At 35.8% G+C, this 20290-nt stretch carries 23 protein-coding genes, 1 tRNA gene and 1 pseudogene; 9 read left to right on the top strand and 16 right to left on the bottom strand.

Going from position 1 to position 20290, the window contains the following annotated elements:
* Window position 1 precedes the first annotated feature (1 nt).
* The 4 genes from purS to mnmG all read right to left on the bottom strand — a co-directional run bounded on the left by purS (window position 2) and on the right by mnmG (window position 4253).
* Window positions 2-238, bottom strand: a complete 237-nt coding sequence (gene purS, locus JJQ98_RS00875) for a phosphoribosylformylglycinamidine synthase subunit PurS (protein ID WP_054195168.1) — start codon at window positions 236-238, stop codon at window positions 2-4.
* A 9-nt stretch (window positions 239-247) separates the two neighbouring features.
* Window positions 248-964, bottom strand: a complete 717-nt coding sequence (gene purC / locus JJQ98_RS00870; protein WP_054195247.1) for a phosphoribosylaminoimidazolesuccinocarboxamide synthase — start codon at window positions 962-964, stop codon at window positions 248-250.
* 10 nt (window positions 965-974) lie between these two features.
* On the bottom strand, window positions 975-2273 hold the full coding sequence (locus JJQ98_RS00865; protein ID WP_425323537.1) for a S41 family peptidase: 1299 nt from the start codon (window positions 2271-2273) through the stop codon (window positions 975-977).
* 66 nt (window positions 2274-2339) lie between these two features.
* On the bottom strand, window positions 2340-4253 hold the full coding sequence (gene mnmG / locus JJQ98_RS00860; RefSeq protein WP_005021502.1) for a tRNA uridine-5-carboxymethylaminomethyl(34) synthesis enzyme MnmG: 1914 nt from the start codon (window positions 4251-4253) through the stop codon (window positions 2340-2342).
* A gap of 155 nt (window positions 4254-4408) precedes the next feature.
* On the opposite strand from mnmG, the pseudogene JJQ98_RS00855 reads away from it, so the two are divergent.
* The 3 genes and pseudogenes from JJQ98_RS00855 to JJQ98_RS00845 all read left to right on the top strand — a co-directional run bounded on the left by JJQ98_RS00855 (window position 4409) and on the right by JJQ98_RS00845 (window position 8960).
* Window positions 4409-7530: pseudogene (locus JJQ98_RS00855) on the top strand (efflux RND transporter permease subunit).
* A gap of 52 nt (window positions 7531-7582) precedes the next feature.
* Window positions 7583-8338: a TSUP family transporter gene (locus JJQ98_RS00850; RefSeq protein WP_134044288.1), complete on the top strand. Its 756-nt coding sequence runs from the start codon at window positions 7583-7585 to the stop codon at window positions 8336-8338.
* The gene (locus JJQ98_RS00845) at window positions 8325-8960 is read left to right on the top strand and encodes a DNA-deoxyinosine glycosylase (protein WP_247596636.1); all 636 of its coding nucleotides are present in this window, start codon (window positions 8325-8327) and stop codon (window positions 8958-8960) included. Before JJQ98_RS00850 ends, JJQ98_RS00845 begins: the two co-directional genes overlap by 14 nt.
* On the opposite strand, the gene JJQ98_RS00840 is transcribed toward JJQ98_RS00845, so the two are convergent.
* Window positions 8957-9136: a hypothetical protein gene (locus JJQ98_RS00840; protein WP_151104998.1), complete on the bottom strand. Its 180-nt coding sequence runs from the start codon at window positions 9134-9136 to the stop codon at window positions 8957-8959. The genes JJQ98_RS00845 and JJQ98_RS00840 overlap by 4 nt on opposite strands.
* 70 nt (window positions 9137-9206) lie before the next feature.
* On the opposite strand from JJQ98_RS00840, the gene JJQ98_RS00835 reads away from it, so the two are divergent.
* The 4 genes from JJQ98_RS00835 (at window position 9207) to JJQ98_RS00820 (ending at window position 11328) form a co-directional block, all read left to right on the top strand.
* Window positions 9207-9614 (top strand): hypothetical protein, encoded by a 408-nt coding sequence (locus JJQ98_RS00835; RefSeq protein WP_151104997.1) that lies wholly within the window; start codon window positions 9207-9209, stop codon window positions 9612-9614.
* Between the two features lies 1 nt (window position 9615).
* Entirely contained in the window at window positions 9616-10278 is a 663-nt protein-coding gene (locus tag JJQ98_RS00830; RefSeq protein ID WP_151104996.1) for a 16S rRNA (uracil(1498)-N(3))-methyltransferase, read from the top strand.
* 164 nt (window positions 10279-10442) lie between these two features.
* Window positions 10443-10943 carry a type II secretion system protein gene (locus JJQ98_RS00825; protein ID WP_005021519.1) on the top strand — a complete coding sequence of 167 codons (501 nt, stop codon included), beginning with the start codon at window positions 10443-10445 and terminating at the stop codon, window positions 10941-10943.
* Entirely contained in the window at window positions 10933-11328 is a 396-nt protein-coding gene (locus tag JJQ98_RS00820; protein WP_054195175.1) for a prepilin-type N-terminal cleavage/methylation domain-containing protein, read from the top strand. Before JJQ98_RS00825 ends, JJQ98_RS00820 begins: the two co-directional genes overlap by 11 nt.
* 6 nt (window positions 11329-11334) lie before the next feature.
* Here JJQ98_RS00820 and JJQ98_RS00815 read toward each other — a convergent pair whose 3' ends face one another.
* The 6 genes from JJQ98_RS00815 to JJQ98_RS00790 all read right to left on the bottom strand — a co-directional run bounded on the left by JJQ98_RS00815 (window position 11335) and on the right by JJQ98_RS00790 (window position 15100).
* A complete protein-coding gene (locus JJQ98_RS00815; RefSeq protein WP_151104995.1) occupies window positions 11335-12339 on the bottom strand; it encodes a beta-ketoacyl-ACP synthase III in 1005 nt (334 codons plus the stop codon).
* A 14-nt stretch (window positions 12340-12353) separates the two neighbouring features.
* Entirely contained in the window at window positions 12354-13340 is a 987-nt protein-coding gene (gene plsX, locus JJQ98_RS00810) for a phosphate acyltransferase PlsX (protein WP_077247083.1), read from the bottom strand.
* Between the two features lie 15 nt (window positions 13341-13355).
* Complete coding sequence (gene rpmF, locus JJQ98_RS00805) at window positions 13356-13511, bottom strand: 50S ribosomal protein L32 (RefSeq protein ID WP_005021523.1); 156 nt, start codon at window positions 13509-13511, stop codon at window positions 13356-13358.
* Window positions 13512-13521: 10 nt separating this feature from the next.
* Window positions 13522-13887, bottom strand: coding sequence for a DUF177 domain-containing protein (locus tag JJQ98_RS00800; protein ID WP_151104994.1), 366 nt, complete (start codon window positions 13885-13887; stop codon window positions 13522-13524).
* Entirely contained in the window at window positions 13888-14301 is a 414-nt protein-coding gene (ndk, locus tag JJQ98_RS00795) for a nucleoside-diphosphate kinase (RefSeq protein WP_005021525.1), read from the bottom strand.
* Between the two features lie 97 nt (window positions 14302-14398).
* On the bottom strand, window positions 14399-15100 hold the full coding sequence (locus JJQ98_RS00790; protein ID WP_054197930.1) for an MqnA/MqnD/SBP family protein: 702 nt from the start codon (window positions 15098-15100) through the stop codon (window positions 14399-14401).
* 141 nt (window positions 15101-15241) lie between these two features.
* Here JJQ98_RS00790 and cheP point away from each other — a divergent pair, with 141 nt between their 5' ends.
* A complete protein-coding gene (gene cheP, locus JJQ98_RS00785) occupies window positions 15242-16099 on the top strand; it encodes a cheVAW transcriptional regulator CheP (RefSeq protein ID WP_060661329.1) in 858 nt (285 codons plus the stop codon).
* A 37-nt stretch (window positions 16100-16136) separates the two neighbouring features.
* Here the strand turns inward: cheP and JJQ98_RS00780 are convergent, their stop codons facing one another.
* On the bottom strand, window positions 16137-16733 hold the full coding sequence (locus JJQ98_RS00780; protein ID WP_005021528.1) for a peroxiredoxin: 597 nt from the start codon (window positions 16731-16733) through the stop codon (window positions 16137-16139).
* A gap of 166 nt (window positions 16734-16899) precedes the next feature.
* Here JJQ98_RS00780 and metK point away from each other — a divergent pair, with 166 nt between their 5' ends.
* Window positions 16900-18060, top strand: coding sequence for a methionine adenosyltransferase (gene metK, locus JJQ98_RS00775; protein WP_151104993.1), 1161 nt, complete (start codon window positions 16900-16902; stop codon window positions 18058-18060).
* Between the two features lie 191 nt (window positions 18061-18251).
* Here the strand turns inward: metK and JJQ98_RS00770 are convergent, their stop codons facing one another.
* From JJQ98_RS00770 to JJQ98_RS00760, 4 genes are all read right to left on the bottom strand, one after another.
* On the bottom strand, window positions 18252-19334 hold the full coding sequence (locus JJQ98_RS00770) for a glycosyltransferase family 8 protein (RefSeq protein WP_210670762.1): 1083 nt from the start codon (window positions 19332-19334) through the stop codon (window positions 18252-18254).
* Complete coding sequence (locus tag JJQ98_RS08875; protein WP_279144083.1) at window positions 19334-19468, bottom strand: hypothetical protein; 135 nt, start codon at window positions 19466-19468, stop codon at window positions 19334-19336. The genes JJQ98_RS00770 and JJQ98_RS08875 overlap by 1 nt, the downstream gene beginning before the upstream one ends.
* Window positions 19469-19637: 169 nt before the next feature.
* Window positions 19638-19721: transfer RNA gene (locus JJQ98_RS00765), tRNA-Leu, on the bottom strand.
* A gap of 48 nt (window positions 19722-19769) precedes the next feature.
* A complete protein-coding gene (locus JJQ98_RS00760) occupies window positions 19770-20090 on the bottom strand; it encodes a F0F1 ATP synthase subunit C (RefSeq protein WP_054195180.1) in 321 nt (106 codons plus the stop codon).
* Window positions 20091-20290: the final 200 nt, after the last annotated feature.

Below are 20290 nucleotides of genomic sequence, written 5' to 3'. Positions count from 1 at the left end.
TTTACATCTTTATAGTATAATTTTCAATTACAGTATTTGCAAGCAGAGATTCACACATTACTTCTACTTCCTTTTGGATAGCCGCTCTATCTTCTCCTGCAATTTCTAGAGTAATCACCTTACCCACTTTAACCTCTTTAATATCCTTATGCCCTAAAGATTCAAGTGCATGTCCAATTGCTTTCCCTTGTGGATCAAGAACTCCGTCTTTTAATGAAACTATTACTTCTACTTTCATTTTAAAACCTTAAGATAATATTCTTTTTAAAACTTCTTCATAAGCCATTTTTACATTGCCCAAATCTTGTCTAAATCTATCTTTATCAAGCTTTTCTTTTGTATCTTTATCCCAAAAACGACAAGAATCTGGAGTAATTTCATCTGCTAATAAAATATTTCCTTCTTTATCCACGCCAAATTCTAGTTTAAAATCTACTAGCAATAAATTTTTAGAATCAAAAAATTGACGCAATACTTCATTAACCTCTCGCCCAATTTTACGCAAAATATCCAAAGATTCTACACTTTTGACACATTTTAAAATCAACGCATGTTCATCATTAATCAATGGATCCCCAAGTGCATCATCTTTATAATAAAATTCCACAAGCACAAAAGGCAATTTCTCCCCATCTTTGATACCAAGTCTTTTACTTAAAGAACCTGTTGCGATATTTCTTACCACAACTTCAATAGGAATAATCTGCACCCTTTTACACAGCATTAGATTCTCGCCCAAAGTATCCACATAATGCGTCTGAATGCCATTTTTCCCCAAAAGCTTAAAAATCTCTGTTGATATTTTACAATTCAAAGCCCCCTTGCCCGCTTCTGTTCCTCTTTTTTCTGCATTAAAAGCAGTTAAATCATCTTTAAATTCTGCAATTACGAGATTTTCATCACTTGTATTAAAAAGCTTTTTGCCTTTACCCTCATACATCATTTCTTTTTGTTCAACTTGCATTTCTCCTCCTTTAATCAATTACTTTAAATACCTTTAAAGTATCAATTGCACTTTTTAATTGAATATCTGAAAGTATTTTTTCTTTGGTGATGATATTTTTATCATTTTTATCTGCTTTTTTGGTGGTTTTTCCATCAACTTTTTGCAATTCACCCTCTAAATGCTTTTGTAAATCCGCTTCTTTGATGCTAAATTTATCATCATCTGTTGGAACTGCTCCTGGTGCTACCTCAACATCTGGAGTTACCCCTACAGCCTGAATCGTCCTTCCACTAGGTAGATAATATCTTGCAATTGTAAGTCGCAAAGCTTCTTTTTCTTCTGTTGGCAAAATCACCTGCACACTTCCTTTGCCAAATGTTGTTTCGCCCACAAGCACGCCTCGCTTATTATCTTGAATCGCTCCTGCTACAATCTCACTTGCACTTGCACTTCCATTATTTACAAGCACCACCAAAGGCACTTTTGGATAAGGCGTATTTTTGCTTGCTCTATACACAATATCTTCATCTTTCACACGCCCTTTTTGAGAAACAATAATGCCATCTTGGATAAACAAATCACTTAATTCAACCGCTTGATTCAAAAGTCCGCCCGGATTATTTCGCAAATCTAGCACGATTCCATCAATTTGCTTAAACTTCTTTAATTCCTCTTCCACTCTTTGGCTTACTTTTTTGTCAAATGAAGTTACACGCACATAAACATAATTTGTATCTTCAATACCTCTAACATAAACACTTTCTACTTTAATATTATCCCTTGTAATGTCAAACACCATTGGTTTTTGCACATTTTTTCTTACAATGGTTAATTGCACTTTGGTATTGGGCTTTCCCCTCATTCGATTAACTGCTTCATCAATCCCCATATTCAAAGTGCTTTCATCATTGATTTTTAAGATAATATCGCCACTTTTTAATCCTACCTTATCTCCGGGTGTCCCCTCAATAGGAGCGATGATTGTCAATGCACCTTCTTTTAAGCCTATTGTGATTCCAATACCTCCAAACTCGCCATTAGTTTGGATTTTTAACTCTTCAAATTTCTTTTCATCCAAATAAGCTGAATGTGCATCAAGATTAGACAATAGCCCATCAATAGCTTTATCTACAATCTCATTGAGCGTTAATTCATCAACATAATATTTTTCAACAGTCCCTATAACCTTACGCAATTTATTATAAGCTTCAAGCCTAGATTCTTCTTTGACTTCTTCTTTAGCAAATGCTACTGAATGCACCAAAAAAGAAATCGCTAAAACCGCTAATAAAGGGCGAAAAAACTTTTTTATATCTACTTTCATCATACTGCACCTAAGTTAAATTTAATTGCTGTGATTGTAACTCAATATCTCTAAAATAAAAATTAGTTTCTAATCCTTTTGTGAGAGTTTATTTTGCTTTTGATGATAAAGATGAATATAAAGCTGCAAAACCTCCAAACTAGCTGGGGTAACACCGCTTATTTCACTCGCTTCAAATAAACTTTTAGGGGTAAATTTTTTGAGCTTTTCTATCACTTCCAAACTCAACCCCGGAATCCCATCAAAACTAAAATCTTGTGGAATTTTGATACTTAGCATTTTATCCATATTATCAATTAAATTTTGTTGCTTTTCTATATAATTTGCATATTTTGCTTCTATTAATATCTCTTCTAATGCGCGCTCTGAAAGCCCGACAAAAGGTGTTGGAATAATCTCACAAATCTTCAAAAGTTTGTGTATATCAAAACTTCTACGACTAGCAATAGTTCTCCAAGTTGTTTTATCGCTAATTTTTTCTTCACCAATCAAATCCAAAAATGCCAATATCTCATTTGTTGGGGTAATAGTTGTAGAATTTAACCATTCTATCCCCTCCATAATTGCCTTTTTATCTCTTAATAATTCTTGATATTCATCTTCTTGCATTAAACCCAAATTGTAAGCCAATTCTCCAAGCCTAAAAATTGCATTGCCCTCACGCAAAAGCAAGCGATATTCTGCCCTTGAGCTAAACATTCTATAAGGCTCTTTGGTGCCTTTTGTCACCAAATCATCAATCATCACGCCAATATAAGCCTCATTTCGCTTAAGTATAATTTCCTCTCTTCCTTGCACGCTAAGACTTGCATTAATCCCAGCAAAAATCCCTTGTGCAGCAGCTTCCTCATAACCAGTTGTTCCATTAATCTGTCCTGCACAATAAAGATTTTTGTATTTTTTAGTTTCTAAAGTGTGTTTTAGCTCTGTTGGATTCACATAATCATACTCAATGGCATAACCATAACGCACAATCTCTGCATTTTCTAATCCCTCTATGCTATGTATCATTTCTTCTTGTATGTCAAAGGGCAAGGAAGTTGTTAAGCCATTGATATAATATTCATTAGCCTCTAGTGTTTGTGGCTCTAAAAACAATTGATGCCTTTCTTTATCGCTAAAACGATTTACCTTATCTTCGATACTAGGACAATAACGCGGTCCAATCCCTTCAATTTGCCCTATAAACATAGGTGCTCTATGAAAATTATTCCTAATAATTTCATGGGTTTTGGCATTAGTATAAGTTACATAGCAAGGAAGTTGAGTGGGAGAAAATTCTTGATTGCCTAATTCTTTTTGGGTTTGCTTGCTAAAATAAGGAGTGGGTATGTCTCCATAATGTTTTTCTAATATTGCAAAATTAATACTACTTGCCTTAATCCTCGCACAAGTACCAGTTTTTAATCTCCCCACTTCAAGCCCCATTTCACGCAAACAATCTCCAAGTTCCATAGCAGGTGGCTCTCCAGCTCTACCATTATTAGAAATATTCTCTCCAATATGAATCTTTCCACGCAAAAAAGTTCCAGTCGTTAAAATAACTTTTTTAGCACGATATTCCTTGCCAATGCTTGTTTTCACTCCCACTACACTTTGATTTTCCACAATAAGCGATTCTACAATTTGTTGAGAAATTTCAAGATTTTGGGTTTGGTAGCAAATCTCCCTTGCAATAATTTTGTATCTATCCATATCAATTTGCGCTCTCGTCCCTCGCACAGCAGGACCTTTTGAGGCATTTAGGGTGCGAAATTGAATCCCACACTTATCTGTGATATAGCCCATCACTCCACCCAAAGCATCAACCTCTTTTACCAAATGCCCTTTCCCCAAACCACCTACTGCAGGATTACAGCTTGCTGCCCCAATTTGCTCCACTAATATAGTTAAAAGTAGCGTTTTGCAACCCATTTTTGCAGAGACAATAGAAGCTTCAATTCCAGCATGACCTCCGCCAATTACTATTACATCATAAATCATTTTATGCCTTAGAAAATTTTGTGCAAATTATAGCTAAAGCATTTTTTTAGAAAAATAAAATCAAAAATTATCCATTTTACTCTTGACTTAGACTAACTCTCATTCTTTATAATTCCGCCTTTAAAATTCTAAACCCCACAAAATAAGGTTTATCAATGATTTCAAAATTTTTTATTAATCGCCCTGCATTTTCTGCAGTGATTTCTATTATAATTGTGATTGCAGGATTTTTGTGTATGTTTGCACTCCCCATAGAGCAATATCCCAAAGTAACTCCCACACAAGTTATTGTAAGCGGAAGTTATCCCGGAGCAACTGCACAAACCGTCTCTACAAGCGTTGTTAGCGTCCTAGAAAATAGCATTAATGGGGTAGAGGATATGATTTATATACAATCCTCATCTCCTTCAAGTGGAGCAAATTTCACTATTAATGTCTTTTTTAGCAATGAAGCTAATCCTGATATGGCTGTCGTCAATGTCAATAACCGCGTCCAATCTGTGCTTAGCCAACTCCCAAGCGAAGTCCAAAGACTAGGAATCACAGTCCAAAAAGGCTCAACAGCAGCTGTAGGACTCTATCATATTTACTCCAATAACCCAAACCACGATAAAATCTATATTGAAAACTATGCTCTTTTAAATATTGTCGATGAACTCAAAAGAATCTCTGGAATCAATGTAGAATTATGGAGTTTGCAAACCTATGCTATGCGTATTTGGCTTGACCCAAACAAACTTCTTACCTACAATCTCACACCCCTAGAAGTAATTAGCAAAATCGAAGAGCAAAACTCACAATTTGCACCCGGAAAATTTGGGGCAGAGCCTATTGCACAAAGCGAATTTACTTACAATATCACCACCAAAGGTTTATTTACTAGCAAAGAAGAGTTTGAAAATATCCTTATCCGCTCCAACCCCGATGGTTCTAGCCTTAGACTAAAAGATCTTGCAAGGATAGAATTAGGTGCGCAAGATTATTTGCAAAGCAATTTTTATAATGATATTCCCTCTGTGCCTATCCGAGTTACCTTGCAACCAGGAGCTAATATGCTAGAAGTCTCTAATGCTGTCAATGAGCAAATGGAGAGGCTTTCACAAAAATTCCCCGAGGGTATGCAATACTCAAACCCCTTTCGCCCCACAGAATTTATTACTGCTTCTATGGAAGAAGTGGTCAAAACATTTTTTGAAGCTATCATTTTAGTAGTGCTAGTAATTTATCTTTTTTTACAGAATCTAAGAGCTACAATTATCCCAGTTATTGCGATTCCTGTATCTATAATAGGGACATTTGCAGGACTTTATGCTTTTGGATTTTCTATCAATCTTCTTACCCTCTTTGGGCTGATTTTGGCAATTGGAATTGTTGTTGATGATGCAATTATTGTCATTGAAAATGTCGAACGAATCATGCACACAGAACACCTCAATGTCAAAGAAGCCACAATCAAATCAATGAAAGAAATTACAGGACCTGTAATAGCTATTGTTTTGGTATTAAGTGCGGTATTTATTCCTGTGGCATTTATGGGAGGCTTTAGTGGAGAGATTTACAAGCAATTTGCAATTACTATTGTAATTTCCGTTGTAATTTCTGGCTGTGTGGCACTTTCTCTCACACCTGCTTTATGTGCGGTATTTTTAAAGCCCACGCACAAACCCGCCATTTATCCAGTGCGAAAATTCAACGAGCTTTTTGACAAACTTACCCTAAAATTTTCACTACAAGTTGGAAAGATTCTAAAAAGAGGATTGTTGTTTGTTTTGCTTTTTGGCGGAATCTTGTTTGCCACTTATGATTTATTCAAAAGAATCCCAACAAGCCTCTTCCCAGCAGAAGATATGGGCAATATTATAATCCATACAATTTTGCCAGAAGCCTCTTCACTCTCACGCACTACAGAAGCACAGAAGTTTTTAATCCAACAAGGGCTAGAACACCCCCTCATCACAGAAATGACCACAATTGCAGGATACAGCTTCTTAGCTGGCAATTTCAAGACAAGTGGAGGGGTAGCTTTTTATCGCCTTATTGATTGGAATGAACGAAAAGGCAAAGGACAAAGTGATAGAGAAATCATAGAATCTTTTGGCAATCATCTCAAATCCTACCCAAATGCAAACTTTCTACTAATGCAAGCCCCCACAATTATCGGTTTTGATTCAAGCGGCATTAATGTCTATGTGCAAAGCAAAGAGGGTGGCAGTATGGAAGATTTAGAAAAATACACTCGTTTATTGATTGAAAAATCCCTACAAAGACCTGAAATTGGCAATATATTTACCTCTCTTGCTGTCAATACTCCACAATATGAAGTGACATTAGATAGAGAAAAAGCCAGTGCTTTAAATGTAAATATCAATGATGTGTTCCGCACAATGCAAGTTACTTTTGGAAGTTATTATGTCAATAATTTTGAACTCTATAATCGCACTTTTAGAGTGATTACTCAAGCTGAACAAAGCTTTAGACAATCCCCACAAGACTTGCAAGATATTTTTGTCCGCTCTAGAGACAATCATTTAGTCCCTTTAAGCTCGCTACTTTCTTTTAAACGCACAATAGGTGCGGATATTGTCAATCGCTTCAATCTCTTTCTGCTGCACAAGTAATAGGATTCCCCGCATTTGGATATTCTAGCGGGGATGCAATTAAAGCTTTAGAAGAAGTAGCCAAAGAGATTCTTCCTCAAGGTTATGAAATTGCCTATTCTGGTGCAACCTATCAAGAAAAAGTCAATGCCTCAAGTGGTAGCATAGCTTTTATTTTTGGACTTATTTTTGTTTTTTTGATTCTTGTTGCACAATATGAAAGATGGCTTATGCCACTAGCGGTGTTATCAGCTGTGCTATTTGGAGTATTTGGAGCGGCTTTGGCAACTTGGATTAGAGGATTGGACAATGATATTTTCTTCCAGGTTGGCTTGCTTGTTTTAATTGCACTAGCAGCAAAAAATGCAATTTTAATCATTGAATTTGCAATGCACCTAAGAGAAAAAGAGGGCTTAAGCATCATAGAATCCGCCATTGGTGCAGCCAAACTCAGATTCCGCCCTATTGTAATGACTTCTTTGGCTTTTACTTTGGGTGTATTACCCCTTGCTTTAAGCAGTGGTGCTGGGGCATTGAGCAGGCATTCTATTTCTACGGGTGTAATTGGCGGAATGCTTGCAGCAACCTTTTTGGCAGTCTTTTTTATCCCGCTTTTTTATATGTATCTAGCAAGATTTAGCGAATGGATAAAAAACAAACGAAAGGCATTAGGAATCTAAAATCCAAAATATTTTTAGATATAATTTTGCAACCACAAACAAGGATAAAAAAATGCTAGAATTTGACATTCTAACCTTGGCTTTGCTTTTTGGGGCAGCGTTTTTGGGAGGATTTATTGATTCTATTGCTGGGGGTGGAGGCTCAATTACTCTACCGGCTCTTTTGTTATCGGGAATCTCCCCACTAGAAGCACTTGCTACCAACAAACTTCAAGGAGCTTTTGGGAGTTTTTCTGCCACGAGGCTTTTTTACAAAAAAGGCTACATCAATCTCAAAAAATGCTTGCCTTTTGCTATTTTAGCATTTGCTTTTTCCGCTCTAGGCACAATTAGTGTGCAGTTTATCAATTCTGATTTTCTCTCAAAATTTCTACCCTTTTTTATTATTCTTTTTGGCTTTTATTTTCTCTTTTCTCCCAAAATCAAAGAAGAACAAAGAGCCACAAGATTCCATAAGGCTTATTTTCTCTTTGCTTTAGCTGGAATTGGTTTTTATGATGGTTTTTTGGGTCCGGGAACCGGCTCATTTTTGCTATTAGCCCTCATTGTTTTGGCAGGATATGGACTTACAAATGCTCTTGGGGAAGCTAAACTCTATAATTTTGCTACTAATCTTGCCTCGGTTATCTTTTTTGCCATTGGGGGCAATATGCTTTTTGGAGTTGGGCTAATGATGGCTTTGGGGCAGTTTATCGGAGCAAATCTTGGCTCTAGGGCAGCCATTAGATATGGCATTAAAATCATCAAGCCTCTAATTGTGATTGTTTCTTTTGCTATGGCAGCAAAACTTCTTTATGAACAATTCTAAGCCCCAAAAATCCCATTCTAAACGCTCTTTGCAAATTCCACCACAAGCCATTTCAAAAGCACCACCATACTCATCAGAACCTTTGATAAAATACCCAGAAAATTCTCAAAAATCCCCTTTGTGCCATCCTTTTGAACCCATTATCTTTAGCGATTCCAAAATCTTGATTCTAGGTTCTTTTCCCTCTGTGGCTTCAAGGCAAGAATCCTTCTACTACGCTCACAAACAAAATCGCTTTTGGAAAATCTTAGAGGGCTTGTTTGATTCTCCACTTTACAATCAACCCAAAGAATGCAAAATCGCCTTTCTAAAATCCCACCATATCGCACTCTTTGATATCACGCAAGAATGCTATATCCAAAACTCCAGTGATAGCACCCTAAAAATCCTCAAACCAAACCCCATTCACTCACTTATCCAAAACACGCAAATTCAGGCTATTTTTACCAACGGACAAAAAGCCTCTAAGCTCTACTGCCAATTTTTCTATCATCAAGATTCTCCGCATTTTATCCCACTTCCACACATTCCCCTACCCTCAAGTAGCCCTGCAAATGCCAAATGCACTCTGCCTTTATTGCTTAGAGAATGGAGCAAGATTCTCCCTTATCTTACGACTTAAGTCCATAAATTAGCCTTATAAGCTAATTTTGCCCACCAACCCAAAATCACTATTTCTTGCAAACCAAATCCCACCTCCAAATTTTTACACCCTCGCTTATAAGCAAATTTCACAAGCCATTCACAAACCAAATCCCCCCAACCCCAAATCTTCCAATCAAGCCAATTCTTAGCCACAAGTCCAAAAAGTCTTTACAAGCCCCATTTTTATTGCTACAATTCCCCAAAATTTACAAAAAGGCTATCTTTGGAATCTATCATCATCGAGCTTCTCGCCTACCATTTGTGGCTTTGTATGCCACTCTTTTTGTTCCCGCTTGCCAATCTTTACGCACTGTTTTTCTTCCCCTCACACACCAAAAAGCTAAAGATTCTAGCCCTAGTCGCTCCTGCATATTATCTTTTTTTAAGTGCAAGCGTTTTTAGTGGTTTGGTTATTTGGGCAATGCTTGGTTTTGTTTTTAATTACAAGATTCTAGCTATGCTTATTATTTGGCTAATTGTTTTTATCTTTGAAATCAAACGCCACAAAAAACAAAAACTCATTAGAGTGGAGGCAGATTTCAGCATTAGAGAGGCTTTCTTTAAATGGGCTAAAACAAAATATCTTTTTGATTTTTGTGCGTTTGGATTAATCTTTATTTTATGGAGTTAAAATGCAATTCATCATTCACAAAAACGCGGGTGAGGCGACACTCAAACTAGAGGGCGAGACCTACCACCACATTTTCCAATCAAGACGCACCAAAAAATCTGAATCACTCCATTTAAGAAATCTAAAAGATTCTAACCTTTATACCTATAATATTACAAATCTCTCCAAAAAAGACGCTACTTTAACCCTGCAATCATCACAAAACACGCCGCTTAAAAATCCACCCAAAGTACACTTAATATGGGCAATGATAGACCCAAAAAATATTGAAAAAACGCTCCCTTTTTTAAACGAACTCAATCTCCAAAAAATTACCTTTTTTTATGCAGAATATTCACAAAAAAACTTCAAACTTAACTTAGAGCGTATCCAAAGAATCTTGGAAAATTCCTGCGAACAATGCGGACGAATCACGCTTTTAGAAATTGAAGTTTTGGAAAATCTGCAAGAGGTTTTGGAGAAATACCCAAATGCCGGAGTTTTGGACTTTGGGGGAGAGGAACTAAAATGTAGCCTAGAGATTCCTATTTTGGTTGGCACAGAGGGAGGATTCAGCAAAAAAGAAAGGGAGGCACTAAAAAACAATCCCAAATACACCGCCACTTCCTGCAATATCTTGCGTAGCGAAACTGCCGCAATTTATGCAATAGCGAGAATTTTATAATTCTAGCTCAATGCAAATATATTTGATTTATCCCTTACCTTTTTCCCAAAATACAATCAACAAAACTTAAATTTACAGCATTTATTTTAAACAATCCTTTACATAAAAATCAAAAAATGGTATATTTATATTTAACCAAAATTAAATTTTCAAAAAGAGATAGAATGCAATCCACAACCCAAACAACAAAAACCAAAAAAGCTTTTACAATGCTAGAATTAGTATTTATCTTAGTCATTTTAGGCATTTTAGCCGCTGTGGCAATCCCAAAAATTTCTGCAAGTAGAGACGATGCAAAACTTGTGGCTCTAAAAAGCGATATTAACACCCTAAAAAGCTCATTCCCAGCTTACTTTCTCTCGCAAGGGCAAGGCACTTTTAATAGCGCCATTAGCCTTAGTGCTTCAAACTGGAATCTAGGGGATTTTGCCATTTCCACCACCCTAGAATCTAGCAATGGGAGTGCGTGTGTGAGTGCAAAACTGCTAAATTCTTCCAATGGACCTCAAGCCACAAATCCAAATCAAGCCCGCTTTTTAGAAATTAGCACCACCACCACACCCAATTCCAATGGGGACACTTGTGAAAAACTCATCTACCAGCTTGACTTAAACCCCTCTACGCCACTAATTATTCCTCTTTTGAGCAACTCTATTGTATTTTAAACGCAGTGCCTTTAGTCTTTTGGAGATTATTTTGGCACTTATTTTGCTTGGCATTCTACTTAGCTTTGCTCTTCCAAAAGTTTTCAATTACCAACAAAGTGCGTGCGACAAAAAACTGCAACTCCAAGTTTTTAATTTTAAAACCGCTTTGAGAACTCAAATAAAAACACAAAATACGCAAAACCCCTCTATTGACCTACAAAAACTCTATGATACCCTTGATATGCACCCTAGCACCTGTTATTTTGAAACACAAAAAAATGGCTTTATAGGTATTAATCAAGATAAAAAAGTCTATTTTATAATAAAAAATGGGATTTTAGAATGTGAGCATACAAAAAGCGCCACTTTGCACAATGGAGAATCCTACTGCGATATTTTCTAAAGCTTTCTAATCACCATTAAAAGTAAGAATAGCAGAACCCCAAGTCAAACCCCCACCAAAGGCATCAAGCAATAATTTAGAACCATTTTTGATTCTTCCTTCTTGATAATAATCGTTAATTGCCATAGGTATGGAAGCAGCGGATGTATTGCCATATTTATGCACTGTTTTTACCACTTTATCACTTGGAAATTCCAAAGCCTCTCCCACAGCAGAGATAATGCGAGAATTTGCTTGGTGTGGGATAAAAAAATCAATATCATCTTTGGTAAGATTATTAGCCTTCATAATCTCTATAACATCATTAGTTAATGTTTTCACGGCAATCTTAAATGTCTCATTGCCTTTCATTTTGATAAATTGCAGTCTTTCCTCCAACATTCTTGCATTAGCTGGATTTCTACTCCCACAGCCCGGTGTCATCAAGAAATCTTTGTATGCTCCATTAGAAGCAACCCTAACATCCAAAATTGCAGCCTCTTTATCCTCTGTGGCACTAATTATAGCAGCTCCAGCACCATCACCAAACAACACACAAGTGCTTCTATCTTGCATATCTATTATGCTTGAGAGTTTTTCAGCACCAACAATTAAAATATTTTTATAAGCTTTGGATTCTATCAATGATTTTGCTAAAGCAAGCAAATAGATAAACCCACTACAAGCCGCAGAAATATCAAAAGCCGGTTTATTGATGATACCAAGATTATTTGCCACCACACAGGCAGTTGATGGCATACAAAAAAAATCGGGAGAAATGGTTGCTAAAATCACCATATCAATTTGCTCTGGATTGAGTTTGGCTCTTTGAAGTGCGATTCTAGCTGCCTTTGTAGCCAAATCACTCGTGGCTTCAGCAGCCTCTGCGAATCTCCGCTCTTTGATTCCTGTTCTTTTTTGTATCCACTCATCGCTTGTATCTACAATTTTTGACAAATCATCATTAGTGATAATTTTGCTTGGAACATAAGCACCAATGGAGTTTAAAGCTGCATAGATTTTTTTCTCCATTGTTCCTCCGCTTTTTAATCTTTGTATTTTTCTAAAGATTCTAAAATCTTATCATTGATGCCATTTTCAATCGTAGCAATAGCCTGAAAAATCGCATTTTTCATAGCTTTGGCATTACTCTTACCATGGCAAATAATAACATTCCCATCAATTCCAAGAAGTGGTGCTCCACCATACTCTGCATAGTCGATTTGTTTTTTTAATTTCTTAAAAACACCCTTCAAAAATAAAGCACCAAATAAGCTAATAGGCGAAGCCTTAATGTATTTTTTCAAAAGATAAACAATAGAATCTGCCACACCTTCACTTGTCTTTAAAACTACATTGCCCACAAAACCATCACAAACAACCACTTCAACAGAAGAATCAAAAATATTATTTCCCTCGATATTACCAAGAAAATTAGGATGTGTTTTGAGGAGCTCAAAGGCAGCCTTGCTCGTCTCATTTCCCTTGCACTCTTCCTCTCCATTAGTGAGAAGTCCGATTCTTGCGTTAGGGTATTTTAAAATCCATTTTGCATATTCATACCCCATCACGCCAAATTCAAAAAGATTCTCAGGCTTACAATCCACATTTGCACCTGCATCAATAACCAAACTTTTATTGCCATCTATACGCGGCATTAAAGTGCAAATTGCAGGTCTACTGATGCCTTTTAGACGCCCAATCTTCAAAGTTGCCAAACTCATTGTAGCACCACTATGCCCAGCAGATACTACCGCATCAACTTGCTTACTTTTTAACATTTCCATAGCAACATAAATGGAACTTTCTTTTCGCTTCAAAGCAGCAGTCGCACTATCATCCATCGCAATGAAATCATCACAATGAACAATCTTAACTTCTTTGCTTACTTGTGCAGGTATCAAAGGTGCAAGAATCTTCTCATCACCAATCAAAACCAAAGAAAAATCTTTCTCCTTCAATGCCCACAAGGCACCTTCTACAAGAGGCGAAGCACCGAAGTCTCCACCCATTGCATCTACAGCAATTCTCACTCTTATAGCCTATAATTATTGATTTTTATAATTTCCAGTAAATTTATTTACCCTATGTGGCATTTTCCATGTGCCATCTTTATCTTTTACCGGCATTGCCAAGGTAATTTTATAGTGTGTTCTTCTCTTTGCTGCTCTTGTTTTACTTACGCGTCTCTTTGGTACTGCCATTTTATTCTCCTTATTCTTTGATATGATAATCACAGCGAATCATTTCTAATTCGCTTCTTAAAATTTCTTCCAAATCAATTTGTCCATTCTCACATTCGACAATATCTTCAAAATGCTCGCTGTCCAAATCAATCTGCCCATTACTTAGATAAAATTCTAAATCCTCATTAAGCCCCTCATTGTATGATTCTCCACTCAAATCACAGATAAGCTCAATTGTTCCTCTTATTGTTCCACAAAGTTTGATGAATTCTCTATGACTGCTATCATAAGCCAAAATCCCTTCAAACTTTATTGCATCTTTTTCTATAAAAAATGGAATTTTCTCTCCATTTTTACAGCTCTGAAATGCCCTATTAAAAGGAATCTTATTCAATTAGCAAATTTCTCTTTCTGCAAAGAAGAATCGAATCTCTTTTTCTGCATTTTCCAAGCTATCGCTTCCATGGACTGCATTAGCATCAATACTTTCAGCAAAATCTGCTCGGATTGTCCCTGCTGCTGCTTCTTTAGGATTAGTAGCACCCATTAACTCACGATTCTTAGCAACCGCATTGAGCCCTTCTAAAACCATTACAACCACAGGACCGCTTACCATAAATGCTACCAAATCATTAAAAAATGGTCTGCTTTTGTGGATAGCATAAAACTCTTGTGCATCGCATTCGCTTAACTGCACTTTCTTCATTGCCGCGATTCTTAAGCCATTGCTTTCAAATCTATCAACAATTTTGCCAATTACATTCTTTTTGACAGCATCAGGCTTGATAATGGATAATGTCTGCTCCATTTTTGCTCCTAGTTTAACCCAAATTTTTGGATTTTTATAAAATTAAGCGTGTTATTATACAAAAAAAACCTGCATTTAAAATTAAATCTTTTAGATTTTAGAATCTTTTTGGTGCTTTAATCCCCAATATCCTTAATTCCCTATAAAATCTTTCCACACCAAAATTTGCCTTTTTGTCAATTTTATAAGAAAGTACTTTTAAGTATTCTATAATGTCCTTTTTGGCTATTTTGGTATTTTTGGAAGCCTCATTTAAAAGATAGTAAGGAATCTTAATATGACTTTTACTAAAAGCTTGAATAATCTTCTCACAAGATTTAAAATCCTTTCTCACACAAAGTCTTCCAAAAACAAAAGGCAATCCCCCCTTTTGATACCAATATTCCCCCATATCAATGTAGTTTTTTTCTCCTCGTGCTTTTTGTCTAAGCACCTCAAAAAGCGCCCTATCACCGATTAACACCCTACCCTTTAATCCCAAAACTTTTAAAAGTGCATTAGAAGTTGCAGATTGATAGTCACTCCCCTCTTTGCCTTGAATGCAAATCACACTCAAAACTTCTCGCTTAGCTACAATCCCAACTTGTGAGGCAAAGAATCTCTCGCTCTTAGCTCTCAATGCAGTAATAGATGAGACAAATCCAGCGTCAATACGTCCAAATAAAAATTCTTTATTTAATTTTGCTGGATAAGATTTATTTTTCCTATAAAATAGCATAAATTGCGAGGTTGTCGGATAAGAACGAATAAAAACCTCAAAAGGAAGAAGATTTAAATAATCAATTTTTCCAAAACGCATAATTTTCCTTAAAACACTAAACTTTTTGTGGATATTTTACACCAAAGTTTGTTAATTTTTTTGTTGTTTCTACTAAAACTTCAAATAAAGTAAGCTTTCAAAAAAATTTCTATAAAATAGCATAAAAAATTGGAGGAAATTATGAATCCCTTATTATTAGAAACCATCAAAAATCTTCCACCACTTCCTAGCACCGTAGAAGAATTACGCAATTACATTGATTCTAATGGAGCAAATTTGGAAATCAATAAAATTGCCACTATTATCTCCAAAGATCCTTTGTTGGTTGCAGAATTATTACGCCTTGCAAATTCCCCATTTTTTGGATTCTCAAGACAAGTTTCCACAATCCAACAAGTCATCTCTCTACTTGGAATCAATAATATCAAAAACATTGTATTAGCAAATTCTCTCAAATCCACTTTTCATATCGATGTTTCTCCCTATGGATTAAATACGGCAGATTTTCTCAATAATTGTTCCAAAGAAGTAGATTTCATTTCAAATTGGCTAAAAGAAGAAGATAAAGCTTTGGCAAACACTCTTGTGCCGTGTGCTATGCTTTTGCGTCTAGGAATGATACTGCTTTCTGATATGCTTATTAAGTCCAACAAAAGCGAACAATTTCTACAAGAAAACAAAGCGCATAACTTTCAAGATATCCACGAAATAGAAAATCACTATTGTGGCATTGATAGCATTTCATTTTTAGGATTCTTGTTTGATTATTGGAAATTTGATGAAATTCTCATTCAAAGTATCGCCCATATTGACAATCCTCATGCCGCTTCTAACGAAATCAAAAAAAATGCCTATGCTCTAGCAATTACCAACTGCCTATTTGAACCTTATGCACCTTTTAGTCTCTTTAACTCAAAAAAAGCTATTGCACTTTTAAACGAAGCAAAAAATCAAGAAATTAATTTTGACATGAGCAATTTCCTTGCTAATCTACCGCAAGAAGCCAAAAACAACTTAGCAAAAGAGATTGAAGATTAAACCCACCTTTAAAAGGTGGGAAGATAGAAGAATGCGATTAAAGCTTATCTGCATTTTGTGAAAGATATTCTGCAACACCTTTTGCATCAGCTTTCATACCTTTATCACCTTTATTCCAACCAGCAGGGCAAACTTCACCATGCTCTTCAAAGAATGTCAAAGCATCGCACATTCTTAACATCTCATCCATATTTCTACCAAGTGGAAGGTCATTGATTACCGCATGGCGAACAACTTGATTTTTATCAATTAGGAAAGAACCTCTAAGTGCAACTGCTTCATCGATTAATACTTCATAATCTCTTGAAATTTGTTTTGTAATATCAGAAACCATAGGGAATTGAACATTACCAATACCACCTTGATTTACCGGAGTGTTTTTCCAAGCAAAATGCACAACATCAGAATCGATTGAAACACCAATTACATTGAAACCTTTTTCTGCAAATGCTTTTACTCTGTGATCCATTGCAATGATTTCTGAAGGGCAAACAAATGTAAAATCTTTTGGCCAAAAGAATACAACTGCACCATTTCTACCAAGATTTCTTGCAAGTTCGAAATCTTCTACAATTTGATTATCTGCTAAAACTGCAGGTGCTTTGAAATTTGGAGCTTTTTTTGTAACTAACATTTTAAATCCTTTATAAAAATAATTTGTTGATAAAAAATATCAATTAGAATAGTATCCAAAAAAATATAAAGCCAAAATTAAAGCTAAAATTTCACAACTAATTTTGTGATGATTTTAAGTTTTCTAATGTTACAATTTCAAAAAATTAAAAATACAAGGTGAATTTATGAAAAAAGAATTTCTTTTTACTTCTGAATCGGTTACTGAAGGACACCCAGATAAAATGGCAGACCAAATTAGCGATGCGATTTTGGACTATATTATAGAGCGAGACCCAAAAGCAAGAGTTGCCTGCGAAACATTGCTTTCTAATGGTTATTGCGTGATTGCAGGGGAGCTAAAAACACACACTTATGCACCTATGCAAGACATTGCTAGACGCGTTATTAGAGAGATTGGCTACATTGATGCAAAATATGGTTTTGACTACCGCAGTGCGGGTGTATTAAATGGCATTGGAGAACAAAGCCCCGATATTAACCAAGGTGTTGATAGAGAAGATGGGGAAATCGGTGCTGGGGATCAAGGTTTGATGTTTGGCTATGCTTGCAGAGAAACCGATGTTTTAATGCCACTTCCTATTTATCTTTCTCACCGAATCACAGAAAGACTAGCAGCTCTTAGAAAAGATGGTACATTGCCCTTTTTGCGTCCTGATGGAAAATCACAAGTTACTATCAAATATTCCAATGGAATCCCAACAGAAATTGATACGATTGTAGTTTCTACCCAACACAGCCCAGAAACCTCTCAAGAAATGCTTAGAAGTGCAGTGATTGAAGAAGTTGTCAAAAAGGCTTTGCCACAAGAGTTTGCTTCAAACAATATTCGCTATTTTGTTAATCCAACCGGTAAATTTGTCATCGGTGGTCCTCAAGGTGATGCGGGATTGACAGGGAGAAAAATCATCGTAGATACTTATGGTGGAAGTTGCCCTCATGGCGGTGGAGCTTTTAGTGGAAAAGATCCAAGCAAAGTGGATAGAAGTGGGGCTTATGCAATGCGTTATGTAGCAAAGAATCTCGTTGCAAGTGGCATTTGCGATAAAGCTACCGTGCAAATTGCTTATGCCATCGGCGTTGTAGAGCCTGTTTCAATTCTAGTTAATACGCATGGAACAGGCAAAGTAGAGGATTCCAAAATTGAAGAATGCGTAAAAAAACTCTTCCGCCTAACTCCTAAAGGCATTATTGAATCGCTAGATTTACTTCGCCCAATTTATCAAAAAACAGCAAGTTATGGGCATTTTGGTAGAGAATTACCAGAATTTACTTGGGAAAAAACCGACAAAGTAGAAGCTATCAAGGACTACTTCAGTCTTAAATAAGGGCTTTAGGGGGATTACAATCTCCTCTTTATCCCCAAAAGCATTGCTAATTATCTCTCAAGTTTTTTAAATTTTAAAATCAAGCCTCCATTTCACACCAAGACAGGCTTTGCTATTACCCACTTTCAAACAATCACCAAAGATATTTTTATCACTCCACCAAAACTTATCCAACCAAAATCTACAAAGTTTTAAGAATCGTTTTTGAAAATTTTTGCTTGATTTTTTTTAAAGTTTTTAATAGTATGCAATATTCTAAAAGGCAGGGAAATCAGCTTCCCCCTTCTACGCTTACCATATGCACCAAATGCGATTCTACCTATCTCACGAGAAAGATTATAATCTTGCAATGGAATCTCCTCTATCTTCATTGAATCTTTTTGGGCAATTAGAAAATAGGTGTAAAATGGAATAGTTAAAAATAGTCCCTTTTGGTAAAGCCTTAAAAGTTTATATCCCAAATAACATTGAAAAGATAGGGTGTTATCAGCTTGCGGTTTTTTCTCTAGCAATTCCTCTTTAAAAATCGGTGTTTGCTCCACCATATCCCACCAATATTGCCCTAGAAATTTATTGTGGTAATCCAAATAAATTTTGCCATCTTCCCATGGCTTGCTATATGCAAAGTAATGCATAATCTTTATATTTTTCAAGGAATAATTAAACTCTTGTCGTCTATAAGGCAGTTTTCTCCTCCCTCTTTCATCAGCACAAATTGCCCGATAATAAACATAAACCATAAAATTCCATTCCATTCCAATTTTATAGGTTTTCTCATACAAAGCAAGATTCAAAAGATCTTGGTCATGAAGAAAATAATAATAACTCTTAGAAAATCCAAAAGCCTTATCCTCTATCCCCTCTTTCCTCCATAAATACAAATCTACAAGTAACATTCCAGAGTTAAAATAACTTCCTGTAATATCGAGGGTTTTATAAGTTTTATCTTTTGGTTTAAAAATTTTTTGGGAATTATATTCCATCACCACCCCACAAATTTTACCCTTTAAATCTATGGCAAATAATTCCCTCAAATCTCCCAAAACAAGCATATCTACATCCAAATAAACACATTTTGTTATAGATTGTGGCAAAATACTACCGATTTTCAAGCGATAATAAGCTAAATATTTTCCCTTGTGTTTTTTTAAAGAATATGCAACAAAGTAATCATCCTCTAAAATATGAATATTAAGTGTGCAGGGGTAAATTTTGGAAAGTTCTAAAATGAGGTTTTGAAGTTTTTCTTTTGTTTCTTGACTGACAAAATCCATTAAGAGATGAAAATTATACGCCCCCCCCCCCCGCTAACATTAGAATCTTTATTTGTATTTTGTATAATCGAAGTCATCAATACAGAAGCATAAGGCACATAACTTTCATTTAAATTAAAAACAATAGGATACATAAATCTCCTTCTAAAAGTTTTATGAAATTCTAACATAAATTAAAATTTTCACTCCAACCAAATAACAATCTCAATTAAGTTTCTAGGTAAATTAATAGCAAAAATTACAACCCAAATTCATTCTCAAATTAAAAAAACAAATCAAGTAAAGGAAGTTTAATTAGAAGTATGGTGCGCTGGGCGAGACTTGAACTCGCACGGGTCGCCCCGCCACCCCCTCAAGATGGTGTGTCTACCATTCCACCACCAGCGCATAAATTTCGAAGAAATTCCGAGATTCTTGAAGAATCTCGAAAAGATATTATAAACCTAGCATTCCTGTGAATGGATTTGCATAAAGCAAAATCAAAGCCACAACAAGCGTATAAATAACTTGTGCTTCAATCATCGCTAATGCAATAAACATTGTTGTCATCAATTTACCGCCAACTCCCGGATTTCTAGCCATACCAGAAATTGTTGCAGCAGCAGTGCTTCCCATACCGATAGCACCACCAAGTGCAGCAATACCTAGTCCAATACCAGCAGCAATAGCAGAATAAGACAACAACATCTCTCCAGCACCTTCAGCAGCAAATGCTACGCTAGCTAATGCAAAAAAAGCCAAAAGAATTTTTTTCATTTTATCTCCTTAATGAATTTTCAAAGTCTGTTCGGATCTGTCCCCTACTTATCACTTTGTGAGGTTGAATTATTATCACTTTTTGCTAAATTTTCAATAAAACTATGTTAATTTTTTTAATTTACAATAAAATCTTTCAAAATTTTCTTAATACAAAATACCTCTTAACCTTGATTTTTGCATGCTTTAAGTGCTGAAAG

Source organism: Helicobacter pullorum NCTC 12824 (assembly GCF_017979475.1).
Taxonomy (GTDB): Bacteria; Campylobacterota; Campylobacteria; order Campylobacterales; family Helicobacteraceae; genus Helicobacter_D; species Helicobacter_D pullorum.
This window is presented reverse-complemented; position numbering and strand designations above follow the sequence as displayed.